The organism is Sphingomonas faeni (genome assembly GCF_040407505.1).
In the GTDB taxonomy this organism is placed as follows: domain Bacteria; phylum Pseudomonadota; class Alphaproteobacteria; order Sphingomonadales; family Sphingomonadaceae; genus Sphingomonas; species Sphingomonas faeni_E.
Genome location: NZ_JAPZPQ010000004.1, coordinates 185,819 through 206,608, shown reverse-complemented (window position 1 = coordinate 206,608; position 20,790 = coordinate 185,819). Strand labels below are relative to the sequence as shown.

Below are 20,790 nucleotides of genomic sequence, written 5' to 3'. Positions count from 1 at the left end.
TTCCTCCCCCTCGGTCGCTTCGCGCCACCTCCCCCTTGCGGGGGAGGATCGAAACCTCAGTCAGACTTCGCTCGTGATCGAGTGCTTCGCCTCGTCGGACAATGTCCGCGCCAACGTCTCGAACTGCCCACCCTCGACACGGATTTCGTTGAACGCAGGCGGGCTGCCACGCGTGCGCTTCGACAGCGTGCCCGCACCAATCATGCGGATGATCCGCCCTGCACGCTCGACGGGGACATCGAACGGATCGTGGACGTGGCCCGACAGCACCGCGTGGGCCCCTGCTTCAGCCAATGCCGTCAGCGCCTCGTCGCCATTGCGTGTCTTGGCGGTCCCGGTGGTCCCCCCCTCGATTAGCGGGTGATGCGCACCGATGAGGATCAAATTGCCCTTCGGCACGTTCGCGATCATCGCAAGTGCGCGCTTGAGCGATCCGGGGCTGACGCGCCCCTTCGACCAGTTCCACCGCCACTGCGCCCGCGCCGTCGTCTTGAGCGGGACCACTGTGACGCCGGGAAGCTCCAGCGGCTTCTCGATCATCTGCTCGACCGCGGCGTAGCGCTGGTACGGCGCGAACAGCCGCCGGAACGGATCCCAGTAATAGGGGATATCATGATTGCCGACCTCCAGCGTCACCGGCACCCCGAGCGAACGCAGCCAGTCGCCGCCCTGCTGGAACTCCTCCTTCGTCGCGCGCATCGTCAGGTCGCCGGTCATGATGACAGCGTCCGGCTTCTCCTCGGCGACGCGTTCGGAGAACCAGGCGATCGCCGCCGGGTCCTCCGCGCCGAAATGCACGTCGCTGACGTGGAACAGCTTCAATCCGGCGCCCCCAATCATCATGTCAGGCGAGTTCGGACAGCTTGGCGGGCTCGTGCATCGGGCAGCCGTTGAATTGCCCACGGAAGTCCGCCGACTGCTTGTACGTGTCCTTGCGCGTGCGATTCACCCCGCCGAGCGGCTGATGTGCGGTGATGCCGTGCCAGATGCTGTACGACAACGCGTCGTCGGTATGGTCGGTAACGCCCTGTTCCCACGACAGCTGCGCCGGCACTTCGAGCGTCGCGACCGTCACGAACGGGCTCTGCTCCTCGTCCCAGACCACCGAGGCATCTTCGATCGGCATCTTTTCGAGATCGGTGTTCAGCTGCACGCGAAACTCCCACTTGCCGCCATGCTCGACGAGTTCCTCGCGAACGACCTCGCGCAGCGCATCCGGGCGTGCGGTGATGTCGACCAGATCGCCGGTCAGACGCGTCAGCTCGGGCGACACCGGGAACAGCGCGACCTTCGCGATGTAGTCACCGAAGCGGAACGGCGTCTGCGAATAATAGGTTTCGCCGAGCGGATGGACGGGCTTGGCACCGCCAAGCGTGGTCAGTGTCGCCGACTGGCCGCCGACTGCCTCGAGCGCGGATTCGACGACGCGGAACGTGGCGGACATCGCCTTCTTCACGCCTTCGAAGCGGTCGGTCGTCTTCGCGAGCAGCTTCAGGTTCTTGGCGAAGGCCTTCGGGTCGGAGGCCGAGAAGGCGGGACCGTTGACCATGATGAAGTCCTGCGTCGTGTCGCCCTCAGACCCTGGCAGGCGCGCGCCGTCGACATCGAGGATCTTCAGCGCGAGACCGCGTGGCAGGCTGATGCTGTCGTCGAGGATATCGCCGGCGTTGGTCGATATGCGGATGATCGCCTCGTGGCGGCCGGGCGTCGCGAAGATGCCCTGTGCGAGTTCGGGCGGCAGGTTGTCGGCAATCGTAAAGGTGCCGCGCGCGATGCCGTGCGCCTTGGCGTGGACCGAACGGACCGCGTGGCCATAGTCCTGCGACGTCGTCTCCAGGATCTCCTGGAACGAATCCTTCATGCCCTGCAAAGTCTCCTGCTCGTCGGGAGCGATCGTTTCGACGGACGGATCGAAACGGACGGGCTGGTTGCTGGGCATTAGGGTATCTCCGGTTAGTGCCTAGCCGTAACCCGTTGAGTCGGCAGACGTTCCGGTTCGTTGCCGCGAGCGGCCGTTGCAAAGCATGCGTCTGCGGACAATGAGAGCGCGCGAAGGAGCCATCATGCAGATACCCACGATCACCGCGCCGACCGTCGCCATCGCCGGCACGTCCGACCACTTCCCCGTCCGCCGGATCTTCTGCGTCGGCCAGAATTATGCCGATCACGCGCGCGAGATGGGCTCCGATCCCGATCGGCAGGAGCCGTTCTTCTTCTCCAAGCCCGCCGACGCGGTCGTCACGAACGGGAGCACGCTGCCCTTCCCGCCCAAGACTGAAGACCTGCACCACGAGGTCGAACTGGTGATCGCGCTCGGCACGGGCGGCAAGGATATCGCGGTCGAGGATGCCACTGCGACGATCTTCGGCGCAGGCGTCGGCATCGACCTGACCCGCCGCGATCTTCAGGCGACGGCAAAGAAGGCCGGGCGGCCATGGGATATGGCGAAGGGCTTCGATCGCTCCGCCCCCGTCGGCGCGCTCACGCCGGGCGTGCCCGCCACCAGGGGCAGCATCGCGCTCGCGATCGACGGCGAGACGCGGCAATCGGGCGACCTGTCGATGATGATCTGGACCGTGCCCGAGATCATCGCGACGCTGTCGACCTTCGTCGAGCTGGCCTCCGGCGACCTGATCTTCACCGGCACCCCCGCCGGCGTCGGGCCGATCCGGCGCGGGCAGACCGTGCGCGCGACGATCGACGGGTTCGAAACACTGGAGGTGACATTCGCCGCATGATCGCCCATCGTCCGGCGCATAAACAAAGCTAAACAGGGGGTTGCATGCCGGACACGAGAGACCTGGGCGCGGAGGGTTTTCTCAGCAGGGCCCGCACCGTCGCCGCACCGGGCTTCAACCGCTGGCTCGTGCCGCCCTGCGCGCTCGCGATCCACCTGTGCATCGGCATGGCGTACGGGTTCAGCGTGTTCTGGTTGCCGCTGTCGCGTGCGATCGGGATCACCGATCCGGTCGCCTGCTCCAACCTTACGCTGCTCGGCGCGCTGACCACCACGACCTGCGACTGGCGGGTCAGCGATCTCGTCTGGACGTACACTCTGTTCTTCGTGGTACTCGGTGCCGCCGCCGCGATCTGGGGCGGCTGGCTCGAGCGCGCAGGCCCGCGGAAAGCCGGCGTCGTGGCAGCATTCTGCTGGTGCGGCGGCATGGGTATCGCCGCGATCGGCATATCGACGCATCAGCTCTGGCTGATCTGGCTCGGGTCGGGCGTGATCGGCGGGATCGGGCTTGGCCTTGGCTACATCTCGCCCGTCTCGACACTGATCAAATGGTTTCCCGATCGGCGTGGGATGGCTACCGGGATGGCGATCATGGGCTTCGGCGGCGGCGCGATGATTGGCGGGCCTCTCGCCGACCTGTTGATGAAGCATTTCGCGAGCCCCGCAGGCGTTGGCGTCTGGCAGACGTTCCTGGTTCTCGCCTGCGTCTATTTCGTATTCATGATGGCCGGCGCGATCGGCTACCGCGTCCCCGCCGACGGTTGGGCGCCCGCCGGTTGGACCGCACCGACCAGCGCCAAGGCGTCGATCAGCCGCTTCAACGTCGCGCTGTCGGACGCGCATCGCACGCCGCAATTCTGGCTGGTGTGGCTGGTCCTGTTCTTCAACGTCTCCGCCTCGATCGGGATCATCGGCATCGCCTCGCCGATGTTGCAGGAACTGTTCGGCGGACGCCTGATCGATGCACCGAGCGTGTTGTTCACGGCATTCGACGACGACCAGAAGAAGGCGGCCGCAGCGGTCGGCGCAGGGTTCGTGGGTGCGATCAGCCTGTTCAACATCGGCGGGCGGTTCTTCTGGGCGTGGTTGTCCGACCGGATCGGGCGCAAGCCGCTGTTCGCGACCATTCTTGCGGCGGGCGCGGTGCTCTACGGTTTCGCCGCACCGGCGCTGGCGGGCACGACCTTGGGCCTGTTCATCCTGGTCTTCTGCATCCTCGCCTCGATGTACGGCGGCGGGTTCGCGACTGCGCCGGCGTATCTCGCCGACCTGTTCGGGACCAAGTATGTCGGCGCGATCCACGGGCGGTTGCTGACCGCCTGGTCGACCGCGGGCGTGGTCGGGCCATTGCTCGTCGCCAACATGCGTGACCGAGCGATCGCGGCGGGTGTGCCTCGCAGCGATATCTACCCGCCGATCTTCCTCGTGCTGGCGGCGATGCTCGTCGCCGGGTTCGTCGCGAACCTGTTCGTCCGGCCGGTCGCGGCGAAGTTCCACATGGCGGCGGACGACGGTCCCATCGCGGTCGACACGGTGGCCGGCGGTACGGCTGCTGCGACAACCGGCACCTCGCCGATCGTCGTCTTTGCGTGGCTCGCGGTCGGGCTGCCGATCCTCTGGGGGATCTACATGACGCTGTCGAAGGCGTTGATCCTGCTCAAATAGAACGCAACCTATCCGCGCCGGCATGGGTTGCTCCTGCTCAATCGACACAGGAGCACCCCATGGCCGACCGGCTCACGATGCAGGATCCGCGCACGCAATATCCGCAGCCCCCCTTCCCGCAACAGCCGCAGGAAGCCCCGGGGATCGCGTCGGAGATGGATCCGAAACCCGATCACGGCGAAACGAGCTACAAGGGCTCGGGCAAGTTGAACGGGCGCAAGGCGCTCATCACCGGCGGCGACAGCGGCATCGGCCGTGCCGCGGCGATCGCCTATGCCCGCGAAGGCGCCGACGTCGCGATCGTCTACCTCCCCGCCGAAGAGGCCGATGCGAAGGAAGTCGTCGCGCTGATCGAGGCCGAGGGGCGCAAGGCCCTCGCGCTGCCGGGCGATGTGAAGGACGAGTCGTTCTGTCGCGCCGCAGTCCAGCAGACGGTCGATGCATTCGGCGGTCTCGACGTGCTGGTGGTCAACGCCGGGCGCCAACAGACGCGGCCGACCGTCGCCGATATCTCGACCGACGATTTCGACCAGACCATGAAGACCAACGTCTACGCGTTGCACTGGTTCGTGCAGGCCGCCGTTCCGCATCTCCCCGTCGGCGCGGCGGTGATCACGACCGCGTCGGTGCAGGGCTATGACCCGTCGGACAATCTGCTCGACTATGCGACCACCAAGGCAGCGATCGTCGCCTACACCAAGGGTCTAGCCAAGCAGCTGATGGAGAAGGGCATCCGCGCAAACGTCGTCGCGCCGGGCCCATTCTGGACGGTGTTGCAGCCGAGTGGTGGCCAGCCGCAGGAGATGGTCGAGACGTTTGGTTCAAAGAGCCATTTCGGGCGTCCCGGCCAGCCGGTGGAGATCGCCCCCGTGTACGTGCTGCTAGCCTCGCAGGAGGGCAGCTACATCACGGGTGAAGTCTACGGCGTCACCGGCGGCGCCGGCGTGGCCTGACCATAATCCTCCCCCGCAAGGGGGAGGTGGCACCGAAGGTGACGGAGGGGGAGGAACGCGCAACAGCAGTCACCCTTACCTCCCCCCTCCGTCTGGCAAGCACCAGCCACCTCCCCCTGGTGGGGGAGAATCGTTTGACGGGGCACCACCCCTAACGTCGCTATTGCACATCGTTATCAAATCTGTACCTGTGTGCCGGTGACCGCCCGGCAGATCATACCCATCGTCAAGACCACTCCCTGCGCATGACCCGCGGTACGATCAAGACCTGGTATCTCGTCCACAAATGGACGAGCCTGATCTGCACCGCGTTCCTGCTGATGCTCTGCGTGACCGGCTTGCCGCTGATCTTCGACGAGGAAATCGACGGCTGGCTGGACCCGCCCGCTCCGATGGCCACGCTTCCGGCAAACACGCCGTCGCTGTCGCTCGACGCCATTCTCGGCCGCGCTGCAAAGGCCGCTCCCGGCGAAATTCCGCTTTACGTCAGCTTCGATGACGAGCGCCCGATCGTCTACGTGACGACCGGCCCGACGCCCGACGCCGCACCCGCAGCGATGCATTTCCTCGCGTTCGACGCGCGCACTGGTACGAAGATGCCGCCCTATGTTCCCGGCGTGATGGCGTTCATCCTGAAGCTCCACACCGACATGTTCCTCGGCTTCTGGGCGGAAATCTTCCTGGGCGTGATGGGCCTGCTTTTCTTCGCGGCGATCGTCTCGGGCGTTGTGCTCTACGCGCCGTTCATGGCCAAGCTCGACTTCGGCACATTACGTCGTGGCCGCAGCAAGCGGCTCGGCTGGCTCGATCGCCATAATCTGCTCGGCATCGTCACGCTCGCCTGGGCGAGCGTCGTCGGCGTGACGGGCACGATCAACACCTTCGTCGTGCCGATCACCGGCATCTGGAAGGCGAACGGCCTCGCCGAAATCATCGCCAGCGAGGCACGGACGCCATTGCCCGCCCAGCGCGCCTCGGTGCAGGCTGCGCTCGACGCGGTGCAACGCAAGGCGCCCGAGATGAAGCCGCAGTTCATCGCCTTTCCCGGCGTCGTCTTCAGCAGCCACCATCATTACGCCGTCTTCCTGAAGGGCGCGACGCCGCTGACGTCGAAGATGTTGCTGCCCGGCTTTGTCGATGCCGCGACCGGACGGCTCGACGCGGTCGTGCCGATGCCGTGGTACATGCAGGCGATGCTGCTCGCACAGCCGCTGCATTTCGGAAACTACGGCGGGGTCGCGATGAAGATCATCTGGGCGCTCTTCGACATATTGACGATCATCGTGCTCGGCAGCGGGCTGTATCTTTGGCTGCGTCGTCGCGGCGGTCCGAGCGACCAGCGCGTCCGCGAAGTCGTGATGGCGGGAGAAATCGCATGACCTACAAGACCAACGGCCAGATCTTCGCACTGCCGATCCTGCTCGGCGTGTCGACCGTCGCGGGTCTCGGCGCAGGTCTGATCGGCGATGGCATCTGGGATGTCGGTGCGGGCCTGCTGCTCGCGCTGCCGCTGGTCGTGACCGGCCGCTACTGGGTGCGCCCGCCCGAACCAGTGCTGCGCCGCCAACAGCTCCGGACCGCACCGATACGGCAATAACGCGGAGCCGGCATGATACCGGCCCCGCGCTAGTATTGTGACCGTCAGGCGGACGCCATCAGGTCGCCGGGGTCGCCTGCCGGGTCGGTGCGGTCGTCGGCGCCCCGACCGGAGGAGCAACGGGTGCGGGCGCAACTGCACCGTTAGCCATTGGCGGCGGCGGAGGCGCCATACCCGCCGGCGGCGGCGGAGGAGCACCCGGACCGCCGGGAGCCCCAGGACCTTCCGGACCACCCGGACCACCAGGGCCATCACGCCCCGGACCGTCGCGTCCCGGGCCACCGGGACCATGCGGGCCACGCGGCGGGCCGCCGACCGGGCCCAGCGCCGTTACCTTGCCGCCGGGCGCGACCAGGAACGAGGCGTGGACGAAGCCATCTTCGAACCGACCCTGGATCGTCACGGGCTGACCAGCCGCGACCAGGTTGCTGCCATCGCCTTCCCGACCGAGATCGACCAGCGCGCGACCGGTGCGGTCGGCCATCACGAACTTGTTGCCGTATGTCTCCGCGACGGTGCCGCGGATCGTGACGATGCCGTCGGACTGGAGCGAACGGATCGCGGTTGGCGTGGCGGGCGCCATCGTCACGCTCGGGCGGGTCGCGGCGACGGTGACGGCACCGGCTGCACCACCGACCACCAGCAGACCGGCCGCGGCGAGTGCGAGGCGGTTGCGGCGGAGATTGAAGCGCTTGTTCAGCGCGATATGGGAATGTTCGGTCACGTGCGTCGTTCCTCTCATTGGTTGACGAATCACCGTCTAGGCGCACGCTGCCGACGCCCGCTGAACCAAGCCGTTCAGTTTCCGTTGTGGTCATCGACATAGGAACACAGGCATGCGGGTATTATTGGTCGAGGACGATGCGGCGATCGCCGACGGGCTGGCGCGGGCGTTGCGCGCAGAGCATTTCGCGGTCGACGTCGCGAGCAACGGCGAGGATGGCGGCCATCTCGGCGCCACCGAATTGTACGACGCGGCGGTGCTCGATCTCGGGCTGCCCAAGCGTGACGGACTGTCGGTGTTGCGCGACTGGCGCGCGGCGGGACGCGACCTGCCCGTGCTGATCCTCACAGCTCGCGACGGCTGGTCGGAAAAGGTCGAGGGCTTCAAGGCCGGCGCCGACGATTATGTCGTGAAGCCGTTCCGCGTCGAGGAGGTGGTCATGCGGCTGCGGGCGCTGGTCCGTCGCGCGGCCGGTCACGCCGCCTCGCGCGTCATCTGCGGACAACTGACGTTCGACGCGCAACTCGGCACGTTCGAGCTGAACGGCCTGCCGCTGAAACTCACCGCGTTCGAATGGCGGGTGCTGTCCGCCCTGATACTCCGCCGTGAAGTCGTCATCGAACGCGCCGACCTGATCGAACGCGTCTACGAAGGGGATGCGGATGTCGACTCGAACTCGATCGAGGTCATCATCGGCCGGCTCCGGCGGAAGATCGGTGCGCAGATGATCGAGACGGTGCGTGGCCGCGGGTACCGGATAACGGCGGATGGTTCGTGATGAAGGTTATGCAAACCACATCCACCACCCCGGCGAAGGCCGGGGCCCAATTGGGGGACACAGGTGAAGAGACGCGGCCCCTGATTTTCAAAGCCTTCCCAATTGGGCCCCGGCCTTCGCCGGGGTGGTATATGAAAGGCGGTTCGCTCGACGCCAGAGCGCGAAATCTGTAATGACCCGCCTCCGCCTCATCCCCCGCTCGCTCTTCAGCCGCATGCTCGCGATCGCGGCGCTGTCCACCGGGATCGCGCTCTTGTTCGCGGGCGTCACGATCGGCCACGTCCTCGAACGCTTCGTCACCCGCGGACTGGACGAGCGGCTCGACGCTCAGGTCGCGGTGCTGGCACGTGCAGTCCGCACCGACGGCTCGCTAGACCGCGCGCGCGCGATCGACCTGCCGGAGTTCGGAGAACCCGGCTCCGACTGGTCCTGGCACGTCGAAGGTCCCGCCGGTCGCTTCGATAGCGGCACGACCCCGCCCCCAACCATTTCAAAGCCAGCCTCAACCATTCCACCGCCGCCGCCCGCTCTACCTCGCAATGACGAGCGCCCGCTTCCCTCCGGCCCCGGCGGGCATGAAGACCGTCAAATCCACCCTGGTGAGGCGCGCGACAGGAGCGGCGAGCGGCTCCATTCGCGAACCATGGACGTCGCGACGCCGCGCGGCATGGTGACGATCACAGCGATCGGCCCTCGCCGGATCGTCGAGGAGCCGTTGCGCGAGGCAATCATCCCGCTGCTCGGCTCGCTCGCATTGCTTGGCGCCGGACTCGCCCTCGCGACCCTCGTACAACTCCGCTTCGGTCTGCGTCCCCTCCGCGATCTTCGCACCGCGCTCGCTGCGGTCCGCGCCGGCACCAAGCGCCATGTCCCCGCCGACCAGCCTGGTGAACTGCAACCGCTCGTCACCGAACTCAACGCGCTGATCGACCAGAACGCGGCCGGGCTCGCCCATGCCCGCCAGCACGTCGCCAACCTCGCGCATGGCCTCAAGACCCCCCTCGCCACGCTCTCGTTGAAGCTCGCTGAGGCAGGTGCCAACGCCGAAATTCGCGACATGGTCGACCAGATCGATCGCCGGGTCCATCATCATCTCGGCCGCGCCCGTGCCGATGCTGCGGGAACAGGCGCGCGCGCGCAGACTGCGGTTGCGCCAGCGGTGAACGATCTCGTCGCGGTGCTGCGCCGGATTCATGCCGACCGGCCACTGGCCGTCGACATGCGCGTGCCCGCCGACCTCAGGGTCGCGGTTGATCCGCAGGACCTCGACGAGATGATGGGCAACCTTCTCGACAATGGCTGGCGGCACGCAAGATCTGCAATTTCAGTCACGGTGGACGCCGATGGAGGGCTTGCGTCGATCGTCATCGACGATGACGGCCCCGGATTGACCGAGGCAGCGGTCGCACAGGCAATGTTGCCCGGGCGCCGCCTCGACGAGAGCGACGAGGGCTATGGGTTTGGCCTGTCGATCACGCGCGAACTTGCCGAACTGAACGGCGGCGCATTGGCGCTAGGCCGGTCGCCGGCGCTCGGCGGGCTGCTCGCTCACCTGACCCTGCCAATCCGCGGCGAGGTTTGAAGCATTAGCACCCACATCGGCGCCAACGTGTTGCGCACATGCAGCGTGAACGGGACCGCCTCGATCTCGAACACATCAGCGTTCTGCATCATCACGCCTTTGCTGAACGGCACGGTCGCTGAGCCGAAGAAGTGGACGGGGATGTTTCGCCACCGCCCGGCGCGAACGCCGGGCTTGTGAGTGCGCCGCCGGGGCCACCAGACCCGAACCGTCACCCTTGTAGTCATTCGGACTGCTACCGGATGTTACCAGCTTCGGTTCGCCGCGTGCGTCGCCGAGCAGCAAGTTCGGTGCGATGTCGGCCGCCGCGCCGGTACCGCACGTCAGGACCGCCGTCGCTTAGCAACCTGCGAGACAGAAACCGTATTACTCCGACTTTAGAACGACGCAGACAGGCATATTTGCACTAATTGTGGAACGATTGCCATCAACTGATCGCAACCAATTGTCAGACCACGGCGACTTCTCGATTATAACGATCAAACCGCTGTCTGTTCCGGCAACGCTTTGGTAGTCCGCGATCCCCACACCGCGTAAAACAACACGTAGAGTTCGCACGCCGCGGTCAGCAGGAACGAGTTCTGGAGACCGTAGGTATCTGCGAGCCATCCCTGGACAATGACCAGTGCGCCGCCTGCGATCGCCATGATGAGCAGGCCCGACCCTTCCTCGGTGAGCGGCCCAAGCCCCTTGATGCCGAGCGTGAAGATCGTCGGGAACATGATCGAGTGGAACAGCCCGACCGAGATTAGCGCCCACATCGCGACGTGCCCTGTGGTGAAGGTCGCGATCAGCATGACGACGCAGGCGCCGACGCTCGCGAACGCCAGCACGCGCTCGGCGGGGATCGTCCGCATCACGACGCTGCCGATCAGTCGACCGATCATCATGCCACCCCACAGGATGAACAGGTAATGCGACGCCTGCTCGTGCGTCAGGTTGCCGATGTTCGGTTGGCTGACGAAGTTGATGAACAGGTTGGCGACGCCGATCTCGGCTATCAGATAAATGAAGATCGCGGGAATGCCGAATACGAGGTTGCGATGCGACCAAAGCGATTGCCCCTTCCGGTCCGCCTTCGCCGAACGCTGCGTCGCCGATCCCATCGCCGGCAGCGGGAAACGCGCGATCACGACCGCCAGCACGACCAGCACGGCGGCGACGATCAGATAAGGCAGCACCACCGACTGCGCGTCGGCGATACGCTCGGCCTGCGTCAGCACGGCGGTCGAACCGGCGGCGGCGGTGCCCGAGGTCGAACGCCCGAGGATCAGATAGCCGCCGAACAGTGGCGCGAGCGTCGCACCGGCCGAGTTGAACGCCTGCACAAGGTTCAGCCGCGACGACGCGGTCTCGGGCGGACCGACGACGGCGACGTAGGGATTCGCCGCGACCTGCAGCAGCGTGATCCCGCTGGCGATCACGAACAGCGCCACCAGCGTCACGCCGTAGGAAGGCAGCCGGGCGGCGGGCACCATCATCAATGCCCCGACCGCCATCAGGCCAAGCCCGACCACCATCGCACGCTGATACCCCACCCGCTCGATCAGCTTGGCCGACGGGATGGAGGCGAAGAAATAGGCGATGAACCAGACGCTCTCGATCAGCGTCGTCTGCGTATAGCTCAGGTCGAACACGCTGCGCAGGTGCGGCAGCAGGGTGTTGTTGATGACCGTGATGAAGCCCCACATGAAGAACAGGCTGGCGAGCAACGTGAGCGCGGATCGATAGCTCGGCGCGCCTCCCGCGGCATGCACCACTCCAGCGTCAACGGGCTTTTGCGTCTGTATCGGCATCGCCATAGTCGTTTCATCCTCCGTGCCCGGTCGGTGACTGCAACAGTCTTTTCCCGCAAGGCTTGCCCAGAAATATATTGTCCGACTATATAGCCACACAAGGCGCGTCAACGGCGTCGGACGAATAAGGACGGGAACCGGAATGCGCGCAATCACAAAGTCGGGGATCATCGTGGCAACCTTGCTGGCAGCGCTTTCCGCGCACGCAGCCGACGCGGCAGAGGCGAAGCGCACGCCCGCCGGTACGCTCAAGGACGGTACCGCGATCGAGGCCGTGACGCTCAGCAACGCACACGGCATCTCCGCGCGCATCCTGTCGTACGGCGCCACGCTGCAATCGCTGATGGGCCCGGACCGCAACGGAAAGATCGCCGACGTCATGCTCGGCTATGACGATCTCGCCTCCTATGTCGATCATCCCAATTTCTTCGGCGTGACGGTTGGCCGTTTCGCCAATCGGATCGCCGGTGGCCGCTTCACGCTGGACGGCAAGGCGTATCAGTTGCCGCTCAACGACAAGGTCAATTCGCTGCACGGCGGCGGCAAGGGCTTCGACAAGGTCGCCTGGAAGATCGTCTCGGCGACGAACGGCCCGACCGCGACGCTCGTGCTGGCCTACCGCAGCCCGGACGGCGATTCCGGCTATCCCGGCAACCTGGACGTCACCGTCACCTATACGCTCGACGAAGCCGGCAATCTCGGCATCGCGTATGACGCGAAGACCGACAAGCCGACGATCGTGAACATGACCAATCACGGCATCTTCGATCTCGGCGGTGAAGGCTCGGCGATGGGCGCGTACGGCCACCGGCTGACGATCCCCGCGAAGGCGATCACGCCGGTCGACGACAAGCTGATCCCGACCGGTACGCTGCAGCCCGTCGCCGGCACGGTGTTCGATTTCCGCAACGGCCGCATCGTCGGCGAGGGCATCCGCGATGGTCGCGACCAGCAGATTCGCTACGGCCATGGCTACGACCATAATTTCGCACTCGACAAGGGGCTGACCGCCAAGCCCGAACTGGCCGCGCGGCTGGAGGATCCTGTCTCGGGCCGCGTGCTCGAAGTCCTGACGACCGAGCCCGGCGTGCAGTTCTATACCGGCAATTTCCTCGACGGCACGTTCATCGGCAAGAAGGGCCATCTGTACCGGATGGGCGACGGCATCGCGCTGGAGCCGCAGAAATTTCCCGATGCGCCGAACAAGCCGAACTTCGTCTCCGCACGCGTCGATCCGGGCAAGCCGTATCACCACGCGATGATCTACCGCCTTTCCGTCGCCCGCTGATATTCGATCTCCAGAAAGCTCCTCATGACCGACATCCCTAAGCTCCGCTCGCGCGCGTGGTTCGATAACCCCGAGAACATCGACATGACCGCGCTCTATCTGGAGCGCTATCTGAACTTCGGGCTGTCCCTCGAGGAACTGCGCTCGGGCAAGCCGATCATCGGCATCGCGCAGACCGGTAGCGACCTCTCGCCCTGCAACCGCCACCACCTCGTGCTGGCTGAGCGCCTCCGCGAAGGCATTCGTGAAGCCGGCGGCATCGCGCTCGAATTCCCGGTCCATCCGATCCAGGAAACCGGCAAGCGCCCGACTGCGGGGCTCGATCGCAACCTCGCCTATCTCGCGCTGGTCGAGGTGCTCTACGGCTATCCGCTCGATGGCGTCGTGCTGACGATCGGTTGCGATAAGACGACGCCCGCGTGCCTGATGGCCGCGGCGACTGTCAACATCCCGGCGATCGCGTTGTCAGTCGGGCCGATGCTCAACGGCTGGCACAAGGGCGAGCGGACCGGCTCGGGGACGATCGTGTGGAAGGCGCGCGAACTGCTCGCGACCGGCGCGATCGACGACGAGGGCTTCATCAAGCTCGTCGCGTCGTCGGCACCGTCGACCGGCTATTGCAACACGATGGGCACCGCGACGACGATGAATTCGCTCGCCGAGGCGCTCGGCATGCAGCTGCCCGGCTCGGCCGCGATCCCTGCGCCGTACCGTGACCGTCAGGAGGTCGCCTATCGCACCGGCAAGCGCATCGTCGACATGGTCGCCGAGGACCTGAAGCCCTCCGACATCCTGACCAAGGAGGCCTTCCACAACGCGATCGTCGTCAATTCGGCGATCGGCGGCTCGACCAACGCACCGATCCACTTGGCAGCAATCGCGCGCCATATCGGTGTCGACCTGCCGATCGACGACTGGCAGACGCACGGCCACAAGGTGCCGCTGATGGTCAATCTCCAGCCCGCCGGCGAGTATCTCGGCGAGGACTATTACCATGCCGGCGGCGTCCCCGCGGTGGTCGCCGAGCTGATGAAGCAGGGGCTGATCCACGAAGACGCGATGACCGCGAACGGCAAGTCGATCGGCGACAATTGCCGGACCGCGACGATCGAGGACGAGCGCGTCATCCGCCCGTTCGCGACGCCGCTGCTCGAGGATGCCGGCTTCATCGTGCTGCGCGGCAATTTGTTCGACTCGGCGATCATGAAGACCAGCGTGATCTCGCCCGAGTTCCGCGAGCGGTATTTGAGCAACCCGGACGATCTCGAGGCGTTCGAAGGCCCCGCGGTCGTGTTCGACGGTCCCGAGGATTATCACCACCGGATCGACGATCCGTCGCTCGGGATCACCACCGACACGTTGCTGTTCATGCGTGGCGCGGGGCCGATCGGTTATCCGGGTGCGGCCGAGGTCGTGAACATGCGGCCGCCGGCGTATCTGATTCGTGAGGGCGTTCACGCCCTCCCTTGCATTGGTGACGGGCGGCAGTCGGGGACGTCGGGCTCACCCTCAATCCTCAACGCCTCGCCTGAGGCGGCGGCGATGGGTGGGCTTGCGCTGATCCGGACCGGCGACCGTGTCCGCATCGATCTCGCCAAGGGCAGCGCCAACGTGCTGATCTCCGACGAGGAGCTTGCCGAACGTCGTCGTGCGCTGACCGAAGCGGGTGGCTATGCCTTCCCGCGTTCGCAGACCCCGTGGCAGGAAATCCAGCGCGCCACCGTCGGCCAGATGGAGACCGGTGCGATCCTCGAAGGCGCCGAGAAGTACCAGCGGATCGCGCAGACGATGGGCCTACCGCGCGACAATCACTGAGGAGGACTTGCGCGCCGCTCGATCAGGGCGGTGCGCAGGCATTGGCAGACGATCTCGTCGCGCTGGTTGATCAGCCGATGCGTGAAGGTGACGATGCCCGCGTTCGGGCGCGACTTGCTGGGCTTCAGCTCGGTAACTTCGGTTTCGCAGCGCATCGTGTCGCCGATGAAGACCGGCTTCGGGTGTACCAGCTTGTCGTAGCCAAGATTGGCAACGAGCGTGCCGAGGGTCGTCTCGCCGACCGACAGCCCGACCATGAGCGCGAAGGTGAAGGTGCCGTTGACGAGGATCCGTCCAAACTCGCTAGCCTTTGCCGCCTCGATGTCGAGGTGAAGCGGTTGCGGGTTGTGAGTCATCGTCGAAAACAACAGGTTGTCCGTCTCGGTCACCGTGCGGCGGATCTCGTGCTCGATCCGGTCGCCGATGCTCCAGTCGTCGAAATAGCGGCCGGCCATTAGCTATCCTTCTCGATGCGGACGAGCATGGTGCCCTCGGTCACCTGCCCGCCCTCGATTGCGTTCAGGTCCGCGACGATGCCGTCGAACGGCGCGGTCAGCGAATGCTCCATCTTCATCGCCTCGAGCGTGACGAGCTTCTGGCCCTTGGCCACGGTATCACCCGCCGCCACGTCGACCGCGATGATGCGGCCCGGCATCGGCGACAGGATCGCACCGTCGGCTGCCAGCCCCGCGCCAGCCCCACGGGGTCGATCCAACGAGAAACCATAAGCGTCGCCGAGGTAGAAATACGTCGCCTCCTCCTGCGCGGCTCTTTCGGTCACTTCAAAGTCGTCTACGACGTGCACATTACCCCGATCATCGAGTAACCGTGCCGATCTCACTGAGGATCCGTTAACGCGGAACCCCGTTCCTGCTCCCCACGGTTGCATCGGATCGAGGACCGTTAACGCCGACGCGACTTCGCGCAGTTGGTAATCTTCAAGACTCCGCGCCTGTGCGATATCGTCGATGCGGCGAGCAATAAGTCCCGTATCGACCTGGCCGCTGCGGAAGTCGTCCTCCAGGCACAGACGCGCGAGGAATCCTGAATTGGTCCTCACAGGCCAGACCTCAACGTCTGTCGTCGCCTCCCAAAGTTCCTCGATGGCCGCTTCACGCGTTCGCTCGTGAACGACTAGTTTTGCCATCATCGGATCATAAAACGGACTTACTTCTCCACCCTGCTCGACTCCAGTCTCGATGCGGATGTCATCGGGTAAGCGGAGATGATGGAGCGGCCCGACACTCGGCAAAAACCCGGTAGCGGGGTCCTCGGCATATAACCGCGCCTCCATTGCCCAGCCGTCGATCGCCAGTTCGTCCTGACGCTTGGGCAAAGGCTCGCCCGACGCGACGCGGAGTTGCCATTCGACGAGGTCCTGGCCGGTGATCTCTTCGGTCACCGGGTGCTCGACCTGCAGCCGCGTGTTCATTTCCATGAACCAGATGCGGTCGGCGCGGAGGCCTTCGCTGGCGTCGGCGATGAACTCGATCGTGCCGGCGCCGACATAGTGGACCGCCTTGGCAGCCTTGACCGCGGCGGCGCAAATCGCTTCGCGAGTGGCGGCGTCCATGCCGGGTGCGGGGGCTTCCTCGATCACCTTCTGGTGGCGGCGCTGGAGCGAGCAGTCGCGTTCGAACAGATGGACGACGTTGCCGTGGCTGTCGCCGAACACCTGCACCTCGATATGGCGCGGCGAGAGAATGTATTTCTCGATCAGCACGTCGGTGTTGCCGAACGACGATGCAGCCTCGCGCTGGCACGAGACGAGTGCGTCGGCGAACTCGGTGGCCGTATCGACACGGCGCATGCCCTTGCCGCCGCCGCCGGCGACCGCCTTGATGAGGACGGGGTAGCCGATCGCGTCTGCCTCCGTCTTCAGACGGTCGGGGGACTGGTCCGCGCCGAGATAGCCGGGGGTGACGGGCACGCCGGCGGCGATCATGCGCTGTTTCGCGGCGTCTTTCAGGCCCATCGCGCGGATGCTGTCGGGGTTTGGGCCGACCCAGATCAGCCCGGCGTCGAGCACGCTTTGCGCGAAGTCGGCATTCTCGGACAGGAAGCCGTAACCGGGGTGGATCGCCTCGGCGCCGGTCTGCTTCGCGGCGGCGATGATGCGGTCGCCGAACAGGTAGCTTTCGCGCGCTGGGGAGGCGCCGATGTGGACGGCTTCGTCGGCCTGGCGAACGTGGAGCGCGTTCGCGTCGGCGTCCGAATAGACCGCGATCGTGCGGATGCCGAGCGCCCTTGCGGTGCGGATGATGCGGCAGGCGATCTCGCCGCGGTTGGCGATCAGGAGCGATTCGATCATTAGTTCGGCCGAGTGAAGTATAGGAAGTGTAGACGCCCACGCGATGTATACTTCGTGTTGGAAAGGGTGTCGCGGGCTTGGATATCGACGGACGGGATCGGCTGTTTCAGCATGGCGATCCCGGCATAGGCCGATGCGGGCGGTGTAGGACAGAGCATCTCAGTTCGCACATCCGGTGGTACGCTTCGACCAGGTGAGGTTGGCGATCTTCCAGCGACCGGCTTCGCGGACCATGTCGAAATGGTCGGTGCCGCAGTGCGCGACCTTGCCGTCGATCGTGAAGACGTAGGGCGACCAGACCATCGCGATGTCGCCGTCGATGTCGACCGCGGGATCGGTGAGGCGTTCGACGTAGCGTTCGGGGCCGGGCTTCAGCGCGGCTGCGAAGTCGGGCCAGCTGGTGCGGCGGACCGAGCGCGTGCCGTCTGGCTTTTCCTCGGCGACGGTAGCGCCGCCGTCGGCGCGGACCTGCGCGAGGATCGCCTTGCCGTCGCGCGCGGCGAGCGCGGCGAAGAGCGCGTCGATCGGGACCATGACGCCGGCCTCTTCGGTCATGGCCGCGGGTGGCAGGCCGGTGCCCTTGACGATCGGCTGGACCGGAGTGACCTGACCAGCGGCGAGAAGAAGTGACAGCAGGATCATCGGGTTACATCCTGAACACGCCGAACGCGGGGCGTTCGGGGATGGGGGCGTTGAGCGTCGTGGCGAAGGCCAGGCCCAGCACGTCGCGCGTTTGGGCGGGATCGATGATGCCGTCGTCCCAGAGGCGCGCGGTGGCGTACCAGGGGTTGCCCTCATCCTCGTATTTCTGGCGGACGGGTGCCTTGAAGGCTTCGGCCTGTTCGGGCGTCCAGCTGTCCGCGTCGCGGTGGACGGTGGCGAGGACGGAGGCGGCCTGCTCGCCGCCCATCACGCTGATCCGGCTGTTGGGCCAGGTAAACAGGAAGCGGGGGGAATAGGCGCGGCCGCACATGCCGTAATTCCCCGCGCCGAAGCTGCCGCCGATCAATACCGTGATCTTCGGGACGGTCGCGGTGGCGACGGCCGTGACTAGCTTTGCGCCATGTTTAGCAATGCCTTCCGCCTCGTACTTGCCGCCGACCATGAAGCCGGAGATGTTCTGGAGGAACAGCAGCGGGATTCTACGCTGGCAGGCGAGTTCGATGAAGTGGGCGCCCTTCTGTGCGCTCTCGCTGAACAGCACGCCGTTGTTGGCGAGGATCGCGACCGGGATGCCCCAAATGTGCGCGAACCCGCAGACGAGCGAGGTGCCGTAGAGCGCCTTGAACTCGTGGAACTCGCTGCCGTCGACGAGGCGCGCGATGACCTCGTGGACGTCGTAGGGCGCGCGGACGTCGCTCGGGACGATGCCGTACAGCTCTTCGGAGTCGAACTTCGGCGGCTTGGGCTGCTGGAGGTTCACCGCGGTCTGAGCCTGCGGTTGCAGCGTCGAGACGATGTCGCGGACGATCGTCAGCGCGTGCTCGTCGTTCTCGGCGACGTGATCGACCACGCCCGAGCGGCGGCCATGCGTGTCGGCGCCGCCCAGTTCCTCGGCCGAGATGACTTCGCCGGTCGCCGCCTTCACCAGAGGCGGGCCGGCGAGGAAGATCGTCCCCTGCCCGCGAACGATGATCGTCTCGTCGGACATTGCGGGGACGTACGCGCCACCCGCGGTGCAGCTTCCCATGACGCAGGCGATCTGCGGGATGCCGAGCGCGGACATGTTGGCCTGGTTGAAGAAGATCCGGCCGAAATGATCGCGGTCGGGGAAGACTTCCGCCTGGTGCGGCAGGTTGGCGCCGCCGCTGTCGACGAGGTAGATGCAGGGGAGCCGGTTTTCCTGCGCGATCTCCTGCGCGCGGAGGTGCTTCTTGACGGTGAGCGGGTAGTAGGTGCCGCCCTTCACGGTCGCGTCGTTGCAGACGATCATGCACTGGCGACCGGAGACGCGACCGATCCCGATGATCAGGCCGGCGCTGGGGACTTCGTCGTCGTAGAGACCGTTGGCGACGAGCTGGCCGATTTCGAGGAAGGGCGAGCCGGGGTCGAGCAGACGTTCGACGCGGTCGCGTGGGAGGAGCTTGCCGCGCGCGGTGTGGCGCTCGCGGGACTTGACGTTGCCGCCAAGTGCGGTGCGGGCGACGTCCTCGCGAAGGGTTTCGGTGAGGGCGCGGTTGTGGACGGCGTTGGCGCGGAAGGTTTCGCTGTCGGGGGACAGCGTGGAGGTCAGGACGGGAGCGGTCACTTGATTCCCCTCCCGCTTGCGGGAGGGGCTAGGGGAGGGAATGCGGCGAAGGAGGACACTCGTGGCAGCCCCTCCGACCCCTCCCGCAAGCGGGAGGGGAGCAGTAGGCCCCTCACTGTGCCACCTTGGGGGCGGCACCTATCAACTCGCGGCCGATCAGCATCCGCCGAATCTCGTTCGTCCCAGCGCCGATGTCGAGCAACTTCGCGTCCCGCATGAACCGCTCCACCGGCCAGTCCTTGGTATACCCTGCCCCACCCAGCGCCTGGATCGATTCGAGCGACACCTTCACCGCGCTCTCGCTCGCCAGCAGGATCGCGCCCGCCGCGTCGAACCGCGTGGTCTTGCCCGCATCGCACGACTTCGCCACCGCATAGACGTACGCGCGCGCCGAACTCAGTGCGACGTACATGTCGGCGACCTTCGCCTGGATCAGCTGGAAATGACCGATCGGCGTGCCGAACTGCTTCCGCTCGCGCACGTAGGGGATCACGACGTCGAGGCACGCCTGCATGATGCCGAGCTGGATCCCGGCCAGCACGGCGCGCTCGTAGTCGAGACCCGACATCAGCACGCCGACGCCGCCATTCTCCGGGCCCATGACGTTTTCGAACGGCACTTCGCAATCGGTGAAGACGAGTTCCGCCGTGGGCGAACCGCGCATACCCATCTTGTCGATCTTCTGGCCGATCGCGAAACCCGGCATGTCCTTCTCGATCAGGAACGCGGTGATCCCGCGCGAACCCTCGCCGGTCTTCGCGTAGACGACCAGCGTGTCGGCATAGGCAGCGTTGGTGATCCAGAACTTCGTGCCGTTGAGGACGTAGCCGGTGTCTGTCTTTACCGCCTTGAGCTTCATCGAGACGACGTCGGAGCCGGCGCCCGCCTCGGACATGGCGAGGCTGCCGACATGCTCGCCGGACACGAGCTTCGGCAGATACTTCGCCTTCTGCTCGGGATTGCCCCAGCGGCGGATCTGGTTGACGCACAGGTTCGAATGCGCGCCGTAGCTGAGCCCGATCGAGGCGGAGGCGCGAGAGACTTCCTCGACCGCGACGACGTGTTCGAGATAGCCGAGGCCGAGGCCGCCAAACTCTTCCTCGACGGTGATGCCGTGCAATCCGAGTTCGCCCATCGCCGGCCACAGCTCGCGCGGGAACCAGTCGTCGGCGTCGATCTTTGCAGCGAGCGGCGCGATCTTGTCGGTGGCGAAGCGGTGCGTGCTCTCGCGGATCATGTCCGCGGATTCGCCGAGCGCGAAATCGAAATCGGGTATCATGCAGCCTCTCCAGACCT

The 20,790-nt window shown here is 65.7% G+C and carries 18 protein-coding genes; 9 read left to right on the top strand and 9 right to left on the bottom strand.

Annotation, left to right across the window (positions count from 1 at the left end; genetic code table 11):
• Positions 1 to 60 precede the first annotated feature (60 nt).
• Together O6X71_RS14175 and O6X71_RS14170 are read right to left on the bottom strand one after the other, a co-directional pair.
• Positions 61 to 843 (bottom strand): metallophosphoesterase family protein, encoded by a 783-nt coding sequence (locus O6X71_RS14175; RefSeq protein WP_353466399.1) that lies wholly within the window; start codon positions 841 to 843, stop codon positions 61 to 63.
• Position 844: 1 nt separating this feature from the next.
• The gene (locus O6X71_RS14170; protein WP_353466398.1) at positions 845 to 1,939 is read right to left on the bottom strand and encodes a catalase family protein; all 1,095 of its coding nucleotides are present in this window, start codon (positions 1,937 to 1,939) and stop codon (positions 845 to 847) included.
• 124 nt (positions 1,940 to 2,063) lie between these two features.
• Between O6X71_RS14170 and O6X71_RS14165 the strand changes: the two genes are divergently transcribed.
• The 5 genes from O6X71_RS14165 (at position 2,064) to O6X71_RS14145 (ending at position 6,952) form a co-directional block, all read left to right on the top strand.
• On the top strand, positions 2,064 to 2,738 hold the full coding sequence (locus O6X71_RS14165) for a fumarylacetoacetate hydrolase family protein (RefSeq protein WP_353466397.1): 675 nt from the start codon (positions 2,064 to 2,066) through the stop codon (positions 2,736 to 2,738).
• Positions 2,739 to 2,782: 44 nt separating this feature from the next.
• Positions 2,783 to 4,402: an OFA family MFS transporter gene (locus tag O6X71_RS14160; RefSeq protein ID WP_353466396.1), complete on the top strand. Its 1,620-nt coding sequence runs from the start codon at positions 2,783 to 2,785 to the stop codon at positions 4,400 to 4,402.
• A gap of 59 nt (positions 4,403 to 4,461) precedes the next feature.
• Entirely contained in the window at positions 4,462 to 5,355 is an 894-nt protein-coding gene (locus O6X71_RS14155; RefSeq protein ID WP_353466395.1) for an SDR family oxidoreductase, read from the top strand.
• A 245-nt stretch (positions 5,356 to 5,600) separates the two neighbouring features.
• Entirely contained in the window at positions 5,601 to 6,734 is a 1,134-nt protein-coding gene (locus O6X71_RS14150; RefSeq protein ID WP_353466393.1) for a PepSY-associated TM helix domain-containing protein, read from the top strand.
• A complete protein-coding gene (locus O6X71_RS14145; RefSeq protein WP_353466392.1) occupies positions 6,731 to 6,952 on the top strand; it encodes a hypothetical protein in 222 nt (73 codons plus the stop codon). The genes O6X71_RS14150 and O6X71_RS14145 overlap by 4 nt, the downstream gene beginning before the upstream one ends.
• A 58-nt stretch (positions 6,953 to 7,010) precedes the next feature.
• On the opposite strand, the gene O6X71_RS14140 is transcribed toward O6X71_RS14145, so the two are convergent.
• Positions 7,011 to 7,676: a hypothetical protein gene (locus tag O6X71_RS14140; protein WP_353466391.1), complete on the bottom strand. Its 666-nt coding sequence runs from the start codon at positions 7,674 to 7,676 to the stop codon at positions 7,011 to 7,013.
• A 112-nt stretch (positions 7,677 to 7,788) separates the two neighbouring features.
• Here O6X71_RS14140 and O6X71_RS14135 point away from each other — a divergent pair, with 112 nt between their 5' ends.
• The gene (locus tag O6X71_RS14135; RefSeq protein WP_353466390.1) at positions 7,789 to 8,454 is read left to right on the top strand and encodes a response regulator transcription factor; all 666 of its coding nucleotides are present in this window, start codon (positions 7,789 to 7,791) and stop codon (positions 8,452 to 8,454) included.
• 172 nt (positions 8,455 to 8,626) lie between these two features.
• Entirely contained in the window at positions 8,627 to 10,036 is a 1,410-nt protein-coding gene (locus tag O6X71_RS14130) for a sensor histidine kinase (protein WP_353466389.1), read from the top strand.
• Positions 10,037 to 10,515: 479 nt separating this feature from the next.
• Here the strand turns inward: O6X71_RS14130 and O6X71_RS14120 are convergent, their stop codons facing one another.
• Positions 10,516 to 11,838: a sugar MFS transporter gene (locus O6X71_RS14120; RefSeq protein ID WP_435368489.1), complete on the bottom strand. Its 1,323-nt coding sequence runs from the start codon at positions 11,836 to 11,838 to the stop codon at positions 10,516 to 10,518.
• Positions 11,839 to 11,974: 136 nt separating this feature from the next.
• On the opposite strand from O6X71_RS14120, the gene O6X71_RS14115 reads away from it, so the two are divergent.
• Entirely contained in the window at positions 11,975 to 13,120 is a 1,146-nt protein-coding gene (locus O6X71_RS14115) for an aldose epimerase family protein (protein ID WP_353466388.1), read from the top strand.
• A gap of 24 nt (positions 13,121 to 13,144) precedes the next feature.
• Positions 13,145 to 14,935 (top strand): IlvD/Edd family dehydratase, encoded by a 1,791-nt coding sequence (locus O6X71_RS14110; protein WP_353466387.1) that lies wholly within the window; start codon positions 13,145 to 13,147, stop codon positions 14,933 to 14,935.
• Here O6X71_RS14110 and O6X71_RS14105 read toward each other — a convergent pair.
• The 5 genes from O6X71_RS14105 to O6X71_RS14085 form a co-directional block, all read right to left on the bottom strand.
• Positions 14,929 to 15,390, bottom strand: coding sequence for a MaoC family dehydratase (locus tag O6X71_RS14105; RefSeq protein ID WP_353441292.1), 462 nt, complete (start codon positions 15,388 to 15,390; stop codon positions 14,929 to 14,931). The genes O6X71_RS14110 and O6X71_RS14105 overlap by 7 nt on opposite strands.
• Positions 15,390 to 17,246, bottom strand: a complete 1,857-nt coding sequence (locus tag O6X71_RS14100; RefSeq protein ID WP_353466386.1) for an acetyl/propionyl/methylcrotonyl-CoA carboxylase subunit alpha — start codon at positions 17,244 to 17,246, stop codon at positions 15,390 to 15,392. The genes O6X71_RS14105 and O6X71_RS14100 overlap by 1 nt, the downstream gene beginning before the upstream one ends.
• A 159-nt stretch (positions 17,247 to 17,405) precedes the next feature.
• Positions 17,406 to 17,888: a nuclear transport factor 2 family protein gene (locus tag O6X71_RS14095; protein WP_353466385.1), complete on the bottom strand. Its 483-nt coding sequence runs from the start codon at positions 17,886 to 17,888 to the stop codon at positions 17,406 to 17,408.
• Between the two features lie 4 nt (positions 17,889 to 17,892).
• On the bottom strand, positions 17,893 to 19,494 hold the full coding sequence (locus O6X71_RS14090; protein ID WP_353466384.1) for a carboxyl transferase domain-containing protein: 1,602 nt from the start codon (positions 19,492 to 19,494) through the stop codon (positions 17,893 to 17,895).
• A 112-nt stretch (positions 19,495 to 19,606) separates the two neighbouring features.
• Positions 19,607 to 20,773 carry an isovaleryl-CoA dehydrogenase gene (locus tag O6X71_RS14085; protein WP_353466382.1) on the bottom strand — a complete coding sequence of 389 codons (1,167 nt, stop codon included), beginning with the start codon at positions 20,771 to 20,773 and terminating at the stop codon, positions 19,607 to 19,609.
• Positions 20,774 to 20,790: the final 17 nt, after the last annotated feature.